Below are 15,425 nucleotides of genomic sequence, written 5' to 3'. Positions count from 1 at the left end.
TAATTGCCATTGCGGTTGGCGCATCGGGTGAGCGCCTAGGTATGCACCTCCTCGACCTTGTCGACCTCGTTGACACCGATCCGAGTCATGGGACAGAGTTCCCCTCGTTCCCCTAATAGATTTCCGTGGGTCACGGAGTGTGAAACGCAGTGGACGCGCGATTAGATACGGTGAATTCATTGGCGGCCGAGACGATGGCGGGGATGTTCCGGCGCCAGGCCGCCCGGGCCCCGGAGTCGATCGCGGTCGTCGCCGCTGACGGCACGCTCTCCTACGGCGAACTGGACGCCCGGGCCTCCGCGGTGGCGGGCGGGCTGCGAGACCGCGGGGTCGGGCCGGACGACATCGTCGCCGTCGCGATCCCGCGCGGCGCGGACATGGTGGTCGCGGTCGTCGCCGTGCTCGCCGCGGGAGCCGCGTACCTGCCGGTCGACTCCGCCCAACCGCCGGACCGGGTGGCCGCCGTGCTCGCCGACGCCCGTCCCGCCCTGGTGCTGACGCCGGGGGAGCTGCGGGCGCTGGAGGCCGCGGCGGTGTCCGCCGTGGTGTCCGCCGCCCCGCCGGCGGATCCCGATCCGGCGTGCGCCGCCTATGTCATCTACACCTCCGGCTCGACCGGAAAGCCCAAGGGCGTGGTCGTTCCCCACGCGGGGATCGCCCATCTCGTCGCGGCGCAACGGGAACGCTTCGGCGCCGGGCCGGGCGCCCGGGTGTTGCAGTACGCGTCGGTCGGCTTCGACGTCGCCGTCGCCGATCTGTGCATGGCGCTGCTCACCGGGGCCACGCTCGTTCTCGCGCCGCCCGAGGGCCTTCCGCCCGGCGAACCGTTCGCCCGGTTCGTCGCCGAGCACGGCGTCACCCACGTGTGCATGCCGCCGAGCGCGCTCGCCACCCAGCCGGACATGGCGCTGCCTTCGGTCGCCTGCCTGATCGTCGCGGGGGAGGCGGTGGGCCCGGACCTCGTCGCCCGATGGTCCGCCGGCCGCCGGATGATCAATGCCTACGGTCCGACCGAGACGACCGCGTGCGCCACCATGAGCGCGCCGCTCACCGGCGGCCCGGTGGTGCCGATCGGGGCGGCGATCCCCGGCACCGAACTACGGGTGCTGGACGAGAAGTGCGCCCCGGCCGCCGAGGGCGAACTGTACATCGGCGGCGCCGGGGTCGCGCGCGGCTATCTGGGCCGCCCCGGGCCGACCGCGCAGCGGTTCGTCGCCGACCCGTGGGGTCCGCCCGGCTCGCGCATGTTCCGCACCGGCGACCTGGTCCGGGTGCTGCCAGGCGGTGACCTGCTGTTCCTCGGCCGGGCCGACGATCAGGTGAAGATCCGCGGCCACCGGGTCGAACCGGCCGAGGTGGAGGCCGCGCTCGGGGCTCACCCGGCGGTGGCGCGGGCGGCGGTCGTCGCCCACTCCGGACCGCTCGGCGCCTACCTGGTGGGCTATGTGGTGCCGCGTCACGGGGCGAGCGTGCCGGACCTGCGCGCGCACCTCGCCGGGCGGCTGCCGGCCCACCTCGTCCCGGACATGATCGAGGTGGTCGGGAACTTCCCCTTGACCCCCAACGGGAAACTGGACCGGGCCGCGTTCGCCGAGCCCGCGCCGCGGGCGTCGGGCGCGCTCGCCGACGACCTCGCCCGGTTGTTCGCCGAGGTGCTGTCGGTGGACTCGGTCGCGCCGGACGACGACTTCTTCGCCCTCGGCGGCACCTCGCTCATGGCCACCGCGCTGGTCAGCCGGATCCGGGTCGAACTGGCCGTGGACGCGTCCGTGGCCACCGTGTTCGACGTCTCCACACCCGCCGATCTCGCTGAAGCCCTGTCCGCGATGGACTCAACGGACCCGAAGGCCCCGATGGCCTCGGTGGACCCGATGGCTCCGGCGGACTCGGCCGGGGGCCGGACATGAACATCGTCATCGTCGGGGCGGGCATGGCCGGAACCATGCTGGCGATCCGGCTGGCCCGCCGCGGCCACCGGGTGGACGTGGTGGAGCGGCGCGGCGACCCGCGCGGCACGAACGGCCCGGACGCCGCGTCGATCAGCGTCGGGCTGTCGGAACGCGGACGGGCGGCGTTGCGCGACATCGGCCTCCTTGAGGAGGCCCTGGCCAGAGCGGTTCCCATGCGCGGGCGGATCGTCCACCACAGCGGCCGGGTCACCTACCAGCCCTACGGCGCGGACGACACCGAGGTGCTGCACTCGGTCCGCCGCCACGACCTCAACATCGCCCTGCTCGACGCCGCCGAATCGGTTCCCCGGCTGCGGCTGTGGTTCGGGCACCGCGTCACCGGCCTGGCCGATACCGAGGTGCGCACCCCGGACCGGACGTTCCCGGCGGATCTCGTCGTGGGCGCGGACGGCGCGTACTCGACCGTGCGCGCGCACCTGCACCGCCGGGTGCGCGCCGAGTTCCACCAGACGCATCTGGACTGGGGCTACCGGGAGTTCACCATCCCGGCCGTCGACCGGCCGGAGGCGTTGCACGTGTGGCCGAGCAGCCGGGGACTGGTGGTGGCACACCCCAACCCGGACGGATCGCTGACCGGCACCGTGTTCCTGCCGTTCGACGGCGACACCGGGTTCTCGGGGCTGCGCGACCCGGCGCGGGCCGGGGCGTTCCTGGCCGAGGAGTTCGGCGACCTGACCGAACTGGTGCCGGACCTGGTCACCCAGTTCCTCGCGCACGAGCCGGGCAGCCTGGTGTCGGTGCGCACCGCGCCGTGGCAGCACGACCGTGTCGTCCTCGTCGGCGACGCCGCGCACGCCGTGTTCCCGTTCTACGGCCAGGGGATGAACGCCGCGTTCGAGGACTGCGCGGTGCTCGACGCGTGTCTCGCCGAGCACTCCCCGGGCGACGCGCTCGCCGCGTTCGAGGCCCGCCGCCGCCCGCACACCGATGTGCTCGCCGAGTTGTCCGCGCGCAACTTCGTGGAGCTGCGCGACCGGGTGCGGTCACCGGTGTTCCTGGCCCGTAAGCGGATCGACTTCGCGCTCGGCCGCCTGTTGCCGGGGTGGCGGACGCTGTACGCGATGATCAGCCACAGCAGCCTCCCGTACGGCGACGCGCTCGCCCGGGCCCGCCATCAGGACCGCCTCCTCGCCGGGCTCGGCGGACTCGTGGGGCTCGTCGGGTTCGGCGGAGTCACGTTGCTCACTGCGGCGCGGTGGAAGCGGAGCGGGAGATGTTGAGCCACCCGACGGGTGACGTCACGCTGTTTGAACCGGGTCACCCGGACCTGCCCGCCGCCGCCGAGGTGGTGCTCGCGTGGGCGCGGTCCTATCTGTGCCGACCGCACCCCGATCTGGGGCGGGGCGGCGACGTCTGCCCGTACACGGCGCTCTCGCTGGAACGGGGCGGGTTCTTCCTCGCCGTACACCCCGGACGGCCGGACCTGGAGGCGGTGATGACCGCTTACCGTGACTGGTTCCCCGACCTGCCGCCGCGTGAGGGGCCGCAGGCCAGATATCGGACGGTCCTGGTGGTGCTGCCGGACGTCACGCCCGGGGAGATCGACCGCACACAGCGGGAGCTGAAGCCCGGGTTCGTGGAACGAGGCCTGATGATCGGTGAGTTCCACCCGGGGCCGCCGTCCGCGCCCGGTCTGTGGAACGCGGACTTCCGGCCGATGCGCAGTCCGCTGCCGCTGCTGGCGGTGCGGCACATGGTGGCCGCCGACGCGCCGTTCCTGCGGGCGGACCCGGAGCATCTGGCGGCGTACCGAAGCCGGTTCGGGGATCGGGGAGCGCACCGATGACGGTCCCGCTCCCGCCCGGCGCCCGGCGACTGTGGTTCCTTGAGGCGTTCGCCGACGGCGCACCCCTGCACAACAACCCGGCGGTGTTCCGGCTGGCCGGCCCCGTGTCGGCGGACGCGCTCCGGCGCGCGGCGGATCTGCTGGTGGCCCGGCACCCGATGCTGCGAACCACCTTCGACGAGGTCGACGGCGAGCCGGTCGGACGGGTGGGTCCGGTGGTCGCCGCGGATGTCGTGGTGCGGACGGTGCCATACGCGGACGTAGGCACGGGCACGGGCACGGACGTGGACACGGAGGCGGAGGCGTTCGCGGCGCAGGCCGCACGGGAGCCGTTCGACCTGCGCACCGGGCCGCTGTTCCGGATCCGGCTGGGCCGGATCACGCCGACCGACCACGTACTGGTGATCAACACGCATCACGCGGTCGTCGACGGTACGTCACTGTCGGTGCTGTGCCAGGAGATCAGCGCCCTGTACACCGACCCGGCCCGGCCGCTGCCGGACCCCGGAGCGCCGCCGGACACCGTCGACCACGACCCGTCCCGCCGGGTGTCCGACCTGGACGGTGCGCCGGACCTGCTCACCCTGCCCACCGACCGACCCCGCCCGAGGATGCGCGCCTTCCGGGGGGAGCTGCGCCGCCACGCCGTCCCCGAGGGGCTCACCGCGCGGGTCGACGCGCTCGCCCGCGCCACGCGCGCCACCCGGTTCGTGGTGCTCCAGGCCGCGTACGCCGCCACCTTGGGCACGACGGCGGGTCAGGACGACGTGGTGGTCGCCACCCTGTGGTCCGGGCGGCCGGGGCCGGAGTTCGCCGGGGTCGTCGGAATGTTCGTGAACCCGGTGCCCTTGCGGGTGGGGATCGGCGGCGATCCGACCTTCCGCGAGCTGGTGGCCAGGGCCCGCCGCGCGGTCGCGGCGGGACTGGGCGGCGCGGCGGTCCCGTTCGACCGGATCGTCGAGGCGGTCGGCGCCTCCCGCGACCCGAGCCACGCGCCGCTGTGCCAGGCGCACCTTGTGATGCAGGACCCGCCCGAGGTGGCGTTCCCCGGCGTACGGGCCGACCGGATGCCGCCGGACACGGGCACGGCCGACGTCGACCTCAGCTTGATGGTGGAGTCCGGCGGCGCGGAGATGGCGGTGGTCACCGAGCACGACACGGACCTGTTCGACGGTGCGACGGTCGACGGTGTCGCCCGGCGGCTGCTGGCCCTGCTGGACCGTGCGTGCGCCGACCCCGATCGCCGGTTGTCGGCGCTGACGGCGGGCTCTTCGGTGACGGCCGCCCCCGCGGCCGGCCCGGCCGGCCCGGCCGGTGCTCCGGTGCCGTCGACCGTGCTGGAGATGATCCGGTTCGGCGCGGACGGCCTCGCGGTGGGGGAGTTGTCCTACGCCGAGCTGGAGCGCCGTTCGGCGGCGCTGGCCTCGGTGCTGCGGGCGAAGGGCGCCGGGCCGGAGGCGTGGGTCGCGGTGGACCTGCCGCGCGGCCCGGACCTGGTGGTGGCCGTCCTCGGGATCTGGCGGGCGGGCGCGGTGTACGTGCCGGTGGAACCGCTGTGGCCCGAGCCGAGACGCCGGGCCGTCACCGAGGCCGCCCGCGTTGTACTGACCGAGATCCCGGACCTGCCCGAGGAGTTCGAGCGCGTCGATCCCGGAATCGCGCCCGAGTCACTGGCGTATGTGCTCCACACCTCCGGGTCGACCGGCCGCCCGAAGGCGGTGGGCGTGCCGCACCGCGCGGTGGCCGGGATGCTGGCCCGGTCGGCGGCGCTGGTGGGGCTGGGCGCCGGGGACGTGGTGGCGGCCATGATCTCCCCGGCGTTCGACATCTCGGTGTGGGAACTGGTGGGCCCGCTGACGGTGGGCGCCCGGGTGGCGCCGATACCGCCGGAGATCGTTGTGGACGGTCCCGCGCTGGCGCGGCGTCTGACGGCCGAGGCGGTCACGGTCGTCCAGGTCACCCCGTCGGTGTGGGCGGTGCTGGTGGCGGCCGGGGGCGTGCCGGAGTGCGTGCGGGTCCGGGTGTCGATCGGGGAGGTGCTGACGCCGGAGCTGGCCGGGGCGCTGGGCGGGGCCGAGCTGTGGAACACGTACGGCCCGACCGAGACGACGATCTGGTCGACCGCCGAGCGGGTGCGCCGAGGCGGCCGGTTCGGCATCGGCGACCCGCTCGACGGTGTGGCCCTGCATCTGCTGAACGCGGGCCTGCGACCGGTTGACGACGATGTGGTCGGCGAGGTGTACCTGGGCGGTTTCCCGCTGGCGCGCGGCTATCTCGGCGCGCCCGGCCGGACGGCGACGAGCTTCGTCGCCGACCCGTTCTCACCGGTCCCCGGCGCGCGCATGTACGCGACGGGCGATCTGGCGCGGCGCCGGCCGGGCGGTGTCATGGAGTTCGTCGGGCGGGTGGACGCGCAGCTCAAGGTGCGTGGTCACCGGGTGGAACCGGCGGAGGTGGAGGCGGCGCTGCGGGCGGACCCGGAGGTCGCCGACGCCCGCGTGGCCGGTGACGGGGACCGTCTGGTGGCCTATGTGATCCCGGCCGCCGGGCGGCCCCACTGGCCGGGGGTGCGGGAGCGGCTGAGCCGTGTCCTTCCCGCCTACCTGGTGCCGTCGGCGCTGGTGTCCGTGGACGCGTTTCCGTTGACCAGCTCCGGGAAGCTGAACGTACGCGCTCTGCCCCCACCGGCGGAGGAGGTCGCCGCCGCTGATCCCCACCCGGGTCTGGAGACCACGATCGCGGAGATCTTCGCGCGTCTGCTGGCTCGCCCGGTCGACCGCGACGACGATTTCTTCCTGTCCGGCGGCCATTCCCTGGCGGCGGTGAAGGCCGTCGCCAGGATCGGGGCGTCGGTCGGCGCGGAGGTGACGATCAGGACCCTGTTCGCCAACCCCACCGTCGCAGCCCTGGCCGCCGCGATCGACGCGGGACAGGGCGATCCCGATATCCCTGAGGTCTCTGAGGTCCCTAAGGTGGTGCCCGCTCCACCAGGACGGCTCTCCGGCCCGCAGCACGGACTGTGGATCATCCACCAGGCGGGCCGGGACAACGGCGCCTACGTCGTGCACGCCGCGTTCCGGCTGGAGGGCGCGCTCGACGAGGCGGACCTGCGCGCCAGGTTCGCCCACACCCTGGCCGCCCATCCCGCCCTGCGATCGGCGATCGCCGTCCATGACGACACCCCGCGGCTGAGCGCGGCGCCTTATACGGACGAGTTGTCGGCGAGGGCCTGGCGCACCACCGACCTGAGCGCTCACGCCGACCCGTGGCCGGAGGCCGAACGCCTGGCCGCCCGGGACGCCGACCGCCCCTTCGACCTGACCCGGCGTCCGTTGGTGCGGGCGCATCTGATCAGAACCGCCCCCACGACCCATCTTCTGACGATCACCGCTCATCACGTCATCTGCGACGACACATCGATATCGGTCCTGCTGACGGCCCTGTCCGGTGCCACGGACATCCAGGGGCCGAGGGCCGCGCTCGGTACGGGGACCGGCGCACCGGGGCTGCCGGTCCCCGCGTCGGCGGCCGTGGGCCCACGGCGACGAACCATCGAATTCTGGGCCGAAACACTCCGCGACGCCCCGCCCGCCTCCGGACCCGCGCCGGACCACCCGTACGGCCCCACGCCAGGCGGATCGCCGCACTCGGAATCCGGCCCGCACTCTGAATCCGGCCCGGGCCCGGCCCGCCCCCGCCGCGCGGACGCCGCCCCCGGTGCCACCCACCGGTTCACCGTCCCGGCCGGACTCGCCCGCCGCTTCGCCACCTGGTGCCGGGGCGAGCGGGCCACGACCTTCGCCGGTCTCCTCACCGTCTTCGCCATCGTCTCCTCCACCCGGGACGGTGGGGACGACCTTGTCGTCGGCACCCCGGTCAGCACCCGCCCGGCCGGGTGGGACGACGTGATCGGCATGTTCGTCACGACCCTCCCGCTCCGGCTCCGGACGAACCGTCGAGCCACCCCCCGCGACCTGCTCGCCGACGCCACCGGTGTGGTGGCCGACGCGATGGACCACGCCGACGTCTCCCTGGCCGACATCCTCACCACGGTTCCCACTGCGGTCCCCGCCACGGTCCCCGTCCCACGGGAGGACCACCCCCTGTTCCGGACGATGCTGGTCCTCAACCGCGAGACGGCCCCCGTCACCTTCACCGGCCTGACTGCCACCCCGCTGCCGATCGACCGCGCCACCAGCCGTTTCGACCTCACCCTCCACATCAGGGAACGCGAGGGCGACTGGCCCGCCCTCATCGACTACCGCACCGACCGGTACGAGGCGGACACGATCGCCAGAATCGCCGACCAGGTGCTGGCGGTCATGGAGACCGTGACCCGCCACCCCGGTCTTCCGCTGTCCCACCTGGACCTGTTGTCCCCGGCCGACAACGCCGTCCACACCGCCCTCCGCACCCGCACCCGCACCCGGTCCGAGCCGGCCTCCCCCGGTGGACAGGACACGCCGTCCACCGGCCCGGCCGTCCACACCCGGCCGGCCGCCACGACCGTGGTGGGCCTGATCGCGGCCCAGACCGCCCGGACCCCCGACGCCACCGCCGTCCTCGACCTCGCCGCCGCTCCCCTCACCTACCGCGACCTGGACCGCAGATCCTCAGCCGTCGCCAGTCAACTGCACGAGGCCGGCATCCGGCGCGAGGACCCGGTCGCGATCACCATCCCGTCCGGCGCCGACGCGATCGTCGCGATCCTCGGCGTGCTCAAGGCGGGCGGCTGCTTCGTCCCCGTCGACCCCGCCCAGCCGCCCTCCCGCCGACATGCCCTGATCGCCGCCAGCGGTGCGAGGATCGTTCTGACCCGCGAGACCCTCCCCGCCACCGGCCTCCCCGCCACCGGCCTTCCCGCCATCGGCCTTCCCGCCATCGGCCACCACGAACCCACGCCCATCCACCCGTCCCAGCTCGCCTACGTCGTCCACACCTCCGGCTCCACCGGCGAACCCAAGGGCGTCGAAGTACAGCACGACACTCTCCTCAACCTCACCACCGCGTTCATCGCCGAACACGGCCTCACCGCCGCGCACCGCCTCCTCATGGTCCCGCCCCCGCACTTCGACGCCGCGTTCGGCGACATCTTCCCGGTCCTCGCGGCCGGGGCCACCCTGGTCATCCACCCCGACCCGGGCGGCCTCACCGGAGGGGACCTCCTGAGGCTCTGCGTCGAGCACCGGCTGTCCGCGGTGGACACGGCGGCTCCCCTCTGGCAGCGCTGGGTGGCCGATCTCGCCGGGGAACGCCTCCCGCTGGAGATCATGATGGTCGGCGGCGACATCGTCCCGGCGGCGACCGTCCGCGCGTGGGCGAAGCACGGCATCCCCCTCCACAACCACTACGGCCCGACGGAAGCCACCGTCTGCGCGACCAGCCATCGCACCGTCGACGGCCACGAGCACCCCACCCGGCTGCCGATCGGCCGCCCGCTGCGACACGTCCGCGTCCACCTCCTCGACCGCGCTCTGCGCCGAGTGCCCGTCGGCGTGGTCGGCGAGATCTACATCGGAGGGACGGCGCCCGCCCGGGGGTACCGGGGAAACCCGGCCGCGACCGCCGCGGCGTTCTTCGCCGACCCGTACGGAGACCACCCCGGCGCCCGCATGTACCGGACCGGCGACCTCGCCAGGCTGAACCCGCACGGCACGATCGAGTTCGTCGGCCGGGCCGACGACCAGGTCAAGATCCGCGGCAACCGGGTGGAACCGGGGGAGGTGGCGGCCGTGCTCGCCGCGCACCCGGCCGTCGTGGAGGCCGCGGTGGTGGCCAGGGGCGACCGTCTCATCGGCTACGTCGGCGTCCCGGCCCCGACCGCACCCACCCGGAACACACCCGACGCGCGGGTCGCCGTCCCGGACGTTCCCGGCCTGCGCGCCTTCTGCGCCGACCGACTGCCCGCGCATCTCGTGCCGGACACCGTGGTCGTCCTCGACGCCCTTCCCACCACAAGCACCGGCAAGGTCGACACCACCGCCCTCCCCGAACCCCCCACCACCCCCTCCGCTCCCGCGGATCCGCCTCGGACCGCCACTGAGCGAGCCGTCGCCGCCATCTGGGCCACCGTTCTCGACCGGTCCGACGTGGACCGCGCCGCGGACTTCTTCGCCATCGGCGGGCACTCGCTCATCGCCGCCCATGTCCTCGCCGCCGTCCGCGACCGCCTCGGCGTCACGGTGCCGATGCGCACACTGTTCACCGCCCCCACCGTGGCGGCGTTCGCGGCGGCCGTCGACGACGGCGCCCCGGCGGACCTGCCCACGGCCGACCGCTTGCGCGCCGACGCCGTCCCCCCACCCGAAATCCGTCTCCGCGCCGTCCACCCACCCGGCGTCCCCCCGGCCGGCCCGCCGCGCCGGATCCTGCTCACCGGCGCCACGGGCTTCCTCGGCCGTCACCTCCTCGACCAGCTCCTGGCCCGGACCGACGCCCGGATCCACTGCCTCGTCCGCCAGGGCTCGATCGACCGGCTGCCGGTCACCGACCGCGTGATCCCGGTCCCCGGCGACCTGTCCGCACCCGGCCTCGGCCTCTCCACAGAGGATCACGACACCCTCAGAGCCGTGGACGCGATCTACCACAACGCCGCCGTGCCGCACTTCGCCGCGCCCTACAGCACCCTCAAAACCGCCCACGTCGACGCCACCGCCGCGATCCTGCGCCTGGCCGCCGACAGCGGCGCCCCGCTGCACCTGATCTCGACCCTCGGCGTTTTCCTCGGTGACGCCTACGACGGCCGCGTCGTCACCGAAGCCGACGCCCCCACCGACCCGAGCGGCCTCACCAGCGGCTACGACCTCAGCAAATGGGTGGCCGACGCCATGGCCGCCGCCGCCCGCGGCCACGGTCTGCCCGTCTCCATCCACCGCATCGCGGCCATCGTCGGCGACACCGCCACCGGCGCCGCCGACCCGCGCTCCGCGTTCAGCCGCTGGCTCACCGGCTGCGTCGCCGCGGGCGCCGTCCCGGACACCGCCGAGGTGCTGGACATGGTGCCCGTGGACACGGTGGCCGCGGCGATCGTCGCGCTCTCACAGACCCCGGACCACCTCGGCCGGGACCACCACTACCACGGCGACGGCGGCCTCACCCGCGCCGCCCTCGCCGCCGCTCTCACCTCGGCCGGTCACCCGACCGAGGTGGTGCCGTACGACCGATGGCGGGAGCGGATGCTCGCCGACCCGGCCGGGCCTTTCGCCCCGCTCGCCTTCTCCCTGCCCGAACGCCCCCGCCCGCACCCGCGGTTCGACTGCTCCCGCACCTGGGCCGCCGCGGCCGGGGCGGGGGTGGAGTTCCCCCCGGCCAACGAGCGAATGCTGCGCAGGCACCTGGACTTTCTCACCGGTGCCGGCGCGCTTTCCGGAAATGGATGACCATGCCATTGCCCGAAGAATCCTCCGGTGTCCCGGCTCCGGTACTGGACCGGCTCGGCGCGGCCGGGTACCGGGCCATGATCGCCGGTCTCCGGCTCGGAGTGTTCACCGCGCTGGAATCCGGCCCGCTGCCCGTCGAGGAGCTGGCCACCACGATCGGCGGTGACCCGGACGGGGTCCGCAGCCTGGTGAACATCCTCGTCACCTTCGGCCATCTGCGGCACGACGAGGACGGGGTCGCCACCGTCGCGACGCCCGGCCCGGTGGACGCCGAACTGTTCTGGCACGAGGTCCTGTTCGAGCACTGGGCCGACATCGAGGACACCATCCGTACCGGCACGCCCCGCCGCGGCTTCTACACCTGGCTGAGCGAGCGCCCCGCCAGCGGGGCCCGGCTGCGCCGGATGCTCGCCGGGGCCGCCGTCGACCTGGCCGACGACATCGCCGCCGCACTGCCTCCCGCGGCCACCGTCCTGGACATCGGGGGCGGCCACGGCGACCACGCCGTCGAACTGTGCCGCCGCCGCCCGGACATACGGGTCACCGTCTTCGACCTGCCCGAGACGATCACGGCCCTCCGCGAGGACGCCCCGCCGGACCGGGTGACGGCGCGGGCGGGCGACTACCTCACCGACGACCTGGGTTCCGGGCACGACCTGGTGCTGCTCTTCAACGTCCTGCACGGCCACCGCCCCGAGGAATGCCGCGAACTGTTCCAGCGCGCGGCGAAATCACTGTCCCCCACGGGAAGCATCGCCATCCTCGACCACGACCGGGAGCCACCGGCCGGGCTGGGCCCCGCCGCGGGCGGGTACCTCAGCATGTTCGACCTCACCCTGTGGCAGGGCCACGGCGGCGGCGTACACCGCTACACCGACCTCGCGACCTGGCTGGGCGAGGCCGGACTCACCGAGACACGGACCGTGCCGCTCGCCGCGTCCCCGCTGGAGAAACTGCTGATCGCCGGCCGGCCGTCGTGACCGCCGATCCGTACCCGGGCTACGCCTGGCTGCGCGAGCACGACCCGGTCTGCCCCGTCGACGACCCGCACCTCCCGGGCCGAATGTGGCTGGTGACCCGGTACGACGACGTCCGCGCCTGTCTGGCCGACCGCCGCCTGGGCAGCGGCGCCCCGGTCAACCCCGACCCGCACTCGCCCGGCCTGTCCAATCTGGACGATCCCGGACACGCCAGGCTGCGCCGGCTCGTCGCCGCGGCGTTCACCCCCGCCGCCGTGTCCCGCCTGCGCGATCGCACCGCCCGCACCTGCGCGCACGCCGTCGATTCGTTTGCCGGGCGGGGGCGAGCGGACCTCGTCGCCGAGTACACCCGGGAGATCCCGGTCGCGGTCGTGCACGACCTGCTCGGCATCCCGGAAGCCGAGCGCCCGCCCGCCGCCGATGTGCTGGACATGTGGTACCGCGCGAAGTTCCGGCAGCCGCGTGACGAGGCGAAGCTCGCCGAGATGCTGGGTTACGTCCGGAAGCTGGTGGCCTACAAACGATCGCACCCGGGGGACGACCTGCCGACGCGGTTGATCGAGTCGGACGCGCTGACCGGGGACGAACTGGAGGTGATGGTCATGACGCTGATCGGCGCCGGTCACATCACCACGATCCAGTTCCTCGGCACCACCGTCCTGCGCCTCCTCGGCCACCCCCGCCAGCGAGCCGCCCTGCTCGGCGGCGACATCGACTGGTCCCGGGCGATCAACGAGCTGCTCCGCATGGACTCGCCGGATCACGTGGCCGAGTACCGGTACGCGGGCGAGGACATGACGATCGCGGACGCCCGCGTGAGAGAGGGCGACGTGGTGCTGCTGTCACTGGCGGCGGCCAACCACGACCCGAACCGGTTCCCCGACCCCGACGCCCTGGACCTCACCCGCGACGCCCGCCCGCACCTGGCGTTCGGCCACGGCGCGCACACCTGCCTGGGCAGCCATCTGGTGAAGCTCCAGACGGAGATCGCGATCACCACACTGTTCGGCCGTCTGCCGGATCTGACCCTGGACATCCCGAGCGGCGAGATCGACTGGGGCTACGCCCCGACGTTCCGCGGCCCCCTGGCCCTCCCGGTCACCTTCACCCCCCGATGAGCCGATGACCTCGTCTGCGTGACTGACGGACGGTCAACAGCGCCTGCCGCGGTTGCCTCGGTGATACAGAACGGATGGGCGGCCGCCGCCGTATCCGTGCGTGGTGGATGCGTGTGCGGTCCATGGTGGGGAAGTCCGCGGACGCTGTGCCGCGGGCCTTCCCCATCTTCCCCTCGCACGGAGGCTTCTTCTCGTGTCATCGATGACTGATCACCGCAGTGGGCGGCCCGGCCCGACCGGGGTCGTGCGCCGTCGCGCCCTGGCCGTCTCCGCGGTGGTGCTCGCCGGGTTGCAGGCGAGCACGGGCCTCGCCGCCGCGCGGGACGCCGGGCATCCCGCCAGGACGGGACTTCAGTGGCAGCTCTGCTCGACCGCGGCGGTGGAGTGGCCGATAAAGAACGACACCCGCACCGAGTGCGCCGAGCTGACCGTACCGATGGACTACCAGAAGCCCGAGGGCCGGAAAATCAAGATCGCGGTGAGCCGTGTCAGGGCCACACATCGGACGGCGCACAAGGCGCCCATCGTGTCTGTTCTGGGCGGGCCGGGATTCTCCAACATCAGCGACTCGGCGTCGATGACACAACGCGGACTCGCCACGCTCAACACCGACCACGATTTCATCGGGCTGGACCTTCGGGGATCCGGATACAGCGACCATGTCGCCTGCGAGGAGAAGCCGATGACCGAACCGGCGCCGACGGCACCGGAGAAGAGGGTCAAGAAGGCTGTCTTCGATCAGCAGGCCGAGTTCAACAACCGCTGTGCCGCCGTCGACCCGAAGTTCGTACGACAGATCACCCCGGAGAACGCGGCCCGCGACATCGACCGCCTGCGTGCCGCGCTCGGCGTGGAGAGGATCAGCTTCTACGGGGCCTCCTTCGGCACCGCCGTCGGAATGGCCTACCACTCGCTGTTCGACCGTCGCACGGAACGCATGTGGCTGGACTCCGTGATGCCTCCGACGCGCCACTGGCCCACGATGGACGCCGAAACAGAGGCGGTCGGCCGGGGGAGCACCGCGCCGTTCGTCACCTGGCTGGCCCAGCGCGACGCCGAATACCACCTGGGCGCCGACGAGTCCACCGTCCGCGGGCGGCTGGGAGATCTGCGCGATGAGCTGGAGAGGGAGCCGCGCACCGGCGGCGGGGTACGCCTGGACGGGTACTGGGCGGTCGAGCAGTTCAACCGCCCCCGGGAGGAATGGGACGCCGCGGCGAAGAACCTGGTCGCGGTGCGCGACGGCGGTACGCCCCCGACGCCCCGGGCAGCCGCGGGCACGGCCGCATCGGCAACGGTACGTCCTCTTGGACTGGGCGAACCGCGCAGCCGCTTCAACGTGCTCCAGTACAACGCGATGTTCTGCAACACCGCCCCCGCGAGCCGCGGGTTCGGGGACTTGTGGGCGGCCCGCGAGGCCCGCCGCAAGGCCGATCCCCTGGCGGGAGGGACGGAGTTCAGCCCCTGGTGCGCGAAGTGGCCGCTGAACGCCCAGGCAGCCAAGCCCGCGCACGGCGACAGCGCCCTCCAGCTGTCCGGCCACCGCTACGAGATCGTCACTCCCTACGCATGGGCCGAACAGGCCAGGGACGCCACCGGAGGCGCCCTGCTCACTGTTCTTGACGACGGGCACGCCTCCCTGCCCTCATCACCCTGCGCCGAGAAGGCGGTCACCTTCTTCCGCACCGGGCGGAAGGCCGAGGGCACCTGTGGCGGCGGCCAACAGCCCTGACAGGGCGACCGGTCGCGCCACAGAGCCTGGGAGCGGGGCCGCGTGCCGACGGTGTCGACTCGCACGCGAGGCTGCCCCGCACCGGACACTGTTGATCGATTTGGCCCTTACTCTGCCCTCCGCGCCTCACTCTGACCGGGAGTGAGGCGCGCTTGGATGTGGCCAAGTACGCTGCGCGCCGTCCAGAGGGCTGGCGTTGCCCCGCAACCGGCAGAGCTGTTCGGCTTCGTGGCCCTCCCAGAGCGTGAGCCGGGTGATGGTTTCGACCAGGAGGGTTCCGCAGGCGTCGCCGTAGAGCGCGAAGCGGTCCACCGCTCCGTCCTGCTGGCACCACACCGATGTTCTCCACCAGGCGCTGCAAATGCCTTGACAGACGCTCTGGTTCAACAGGGCAGGACTAGGGCGTTTCTTAGGGATCTTCTGGTCGTTGGTTCAGGTGTGTCGTTGACTGACGCCCAGT

Annotated in this window: 7 protein-coding genes; all 7 read left to right on the top strand. The window is 73.2% G+C overall.

Annotated features, from left to right (window positions below):
* Positions 1–194 precede the first annotated feature (194 nt).
* On the top strand, positions 195–1,907 hold the full coding sequence (locus tag IE247_RS16235) for a non-ribosomal peptide synthetase (RefSeq protein ID WP_190124008.1): 1,713 nt from the start codon (positions 195–197) through the stop codon (positions 1,905–1,907).
* Positions 1,904–3,190 (top strand): FAD-dependent oxidoreductase, encoded by a 1,287-nt coding sequence (locus IE247_RS16230; RefSeq protein WP_190123843.1) that lies wholly within the window; start codon positions 1,904–1,906, stop codon positions 3,188–3,190. The genes IE247_RS16235 and IE247_RS16230 overlap by 4 nt, the downstream gene beginning before the upstream one ends.
* On the top strand, positions 3,184–3,756 hold the full coding sequence (locus IE247_RS16225) for a DUF6875 domain-containing protein (protein WP_190123842.1): 573 nt from the start codon (positions 3,184–3,186) through the stop codon (positions 3,754–3,756). The genes IE247_RS16230 and IE247_RS16225 overlap by 7 nt, the downstream gene beginning before the upstream one ends.
* Positions 3,753–11,135, top strand: coding sequence for a non-ribosomal peptide synthetase (locus IE247_RS16220; protein ID WP_190123841.1), 7,383 nt, complete (start codon positions 3,753–3,755; stop codon positions 11,133–11,135). The genes IE247_RS16225 and IE247_RS16220 overlap by 4 nt, the downstream gene beginning before the upstream one ends.
* A 2-nt stretch (positions 11,136–11,137) precedes the next feature.
* Complete coding sequence (locus tag IE247_RS16215; RefSeq protein WP_229869151.1) at positions 11,138–12,115, top strand: methyltransferase; 978 nt, start codon at positions 11,138–11,140, stop codon at positions 12,113–12,115.
* On the top strand, positions 12,112–13,233 hold the full coding sequence (locus IE247_RS16210; RefSeq protein ID WP_190123839.1) for a cytochrome P450 family protein: 1,122 nt from the start codon (positions 12,112–12,114) through the stop codon (positions 13,231–13,233). The genes IE247_RS16215 and IE247_RS16210 overlap by 4 nt, the downstream gene beginning before the upstream one ends.
* A gap of 202 nt (positions 13,234–13,435) precedes the next feature.
* Entirely contained in the window at positions 13,436–14,965 is a 1,530-nt protein-coding gene (locus IE247_RS16205) for an alpha/beta fold hydrolase (RefSeq protein ID WP_190123838.1), read from the top strand.
* Positions 14,966–15,425: the final 460 nt, after the last annotated feature.

The sequence above is a fragment of the Streptomyces inusitatus genome (assembly GCF_014651115.1).
Lineage (GTDB): Bacteria > Actinomycetota > Actinomycetes > Streptomycetales > Streptomycetaceae > Streptomyces > Streptomyces amakusaensis.
This window is presented reverse-complemented; position numbering and strand designations above follow the sequence as displayed.

Excerpts from the sequence above, each read along its gene's own strand:
- IE247_RS16235 (WP_190124008.1), top strand. The coding sequence starts at position 195 with ATGGCGGGGATGTTCCGGCGCCAGGCCGCCCGGGCCCCGGAGTCGATC.
- IE247_RS16230 (WP_190123843.1), top strand. The coding sequence starts at position 1,904 with ATGAACATCGTCATCGTCGGGGCGGGCATGGCCGGAACCATGCTGGCG.
- IE247_RS16225 (WP_190123842.1), top strand. The coding sequence starts at position 3,184 with ATGTTGAGCCACCCGACGGGTGACGTCACGCTGTTTGAACCGGGTCAC.
- IE247_RS16220 (WP_190123841.1), top strand. The coding sequence starts at position 3,753 with ATGACGGTCCCGCTCCCGCCCGGCGCCCGGCGACTGTGGTTCCTTGAG.
- IE247_RS16215 (WP_229869151.1), top strand. The coding sequence starts at position 11,138 with ATGCCATTGCCCGAAGAATCCTCCGGTGTCCCGGCTCCGGTACTGGAC.
- IE247_RS16205 (WP_190123838.1), top strand. The coding sequence starts at position 13,436 with ATGACTGATCACCGCAGTGGGCGGCCCGGCCCGACCGGGGTCGTGCGC.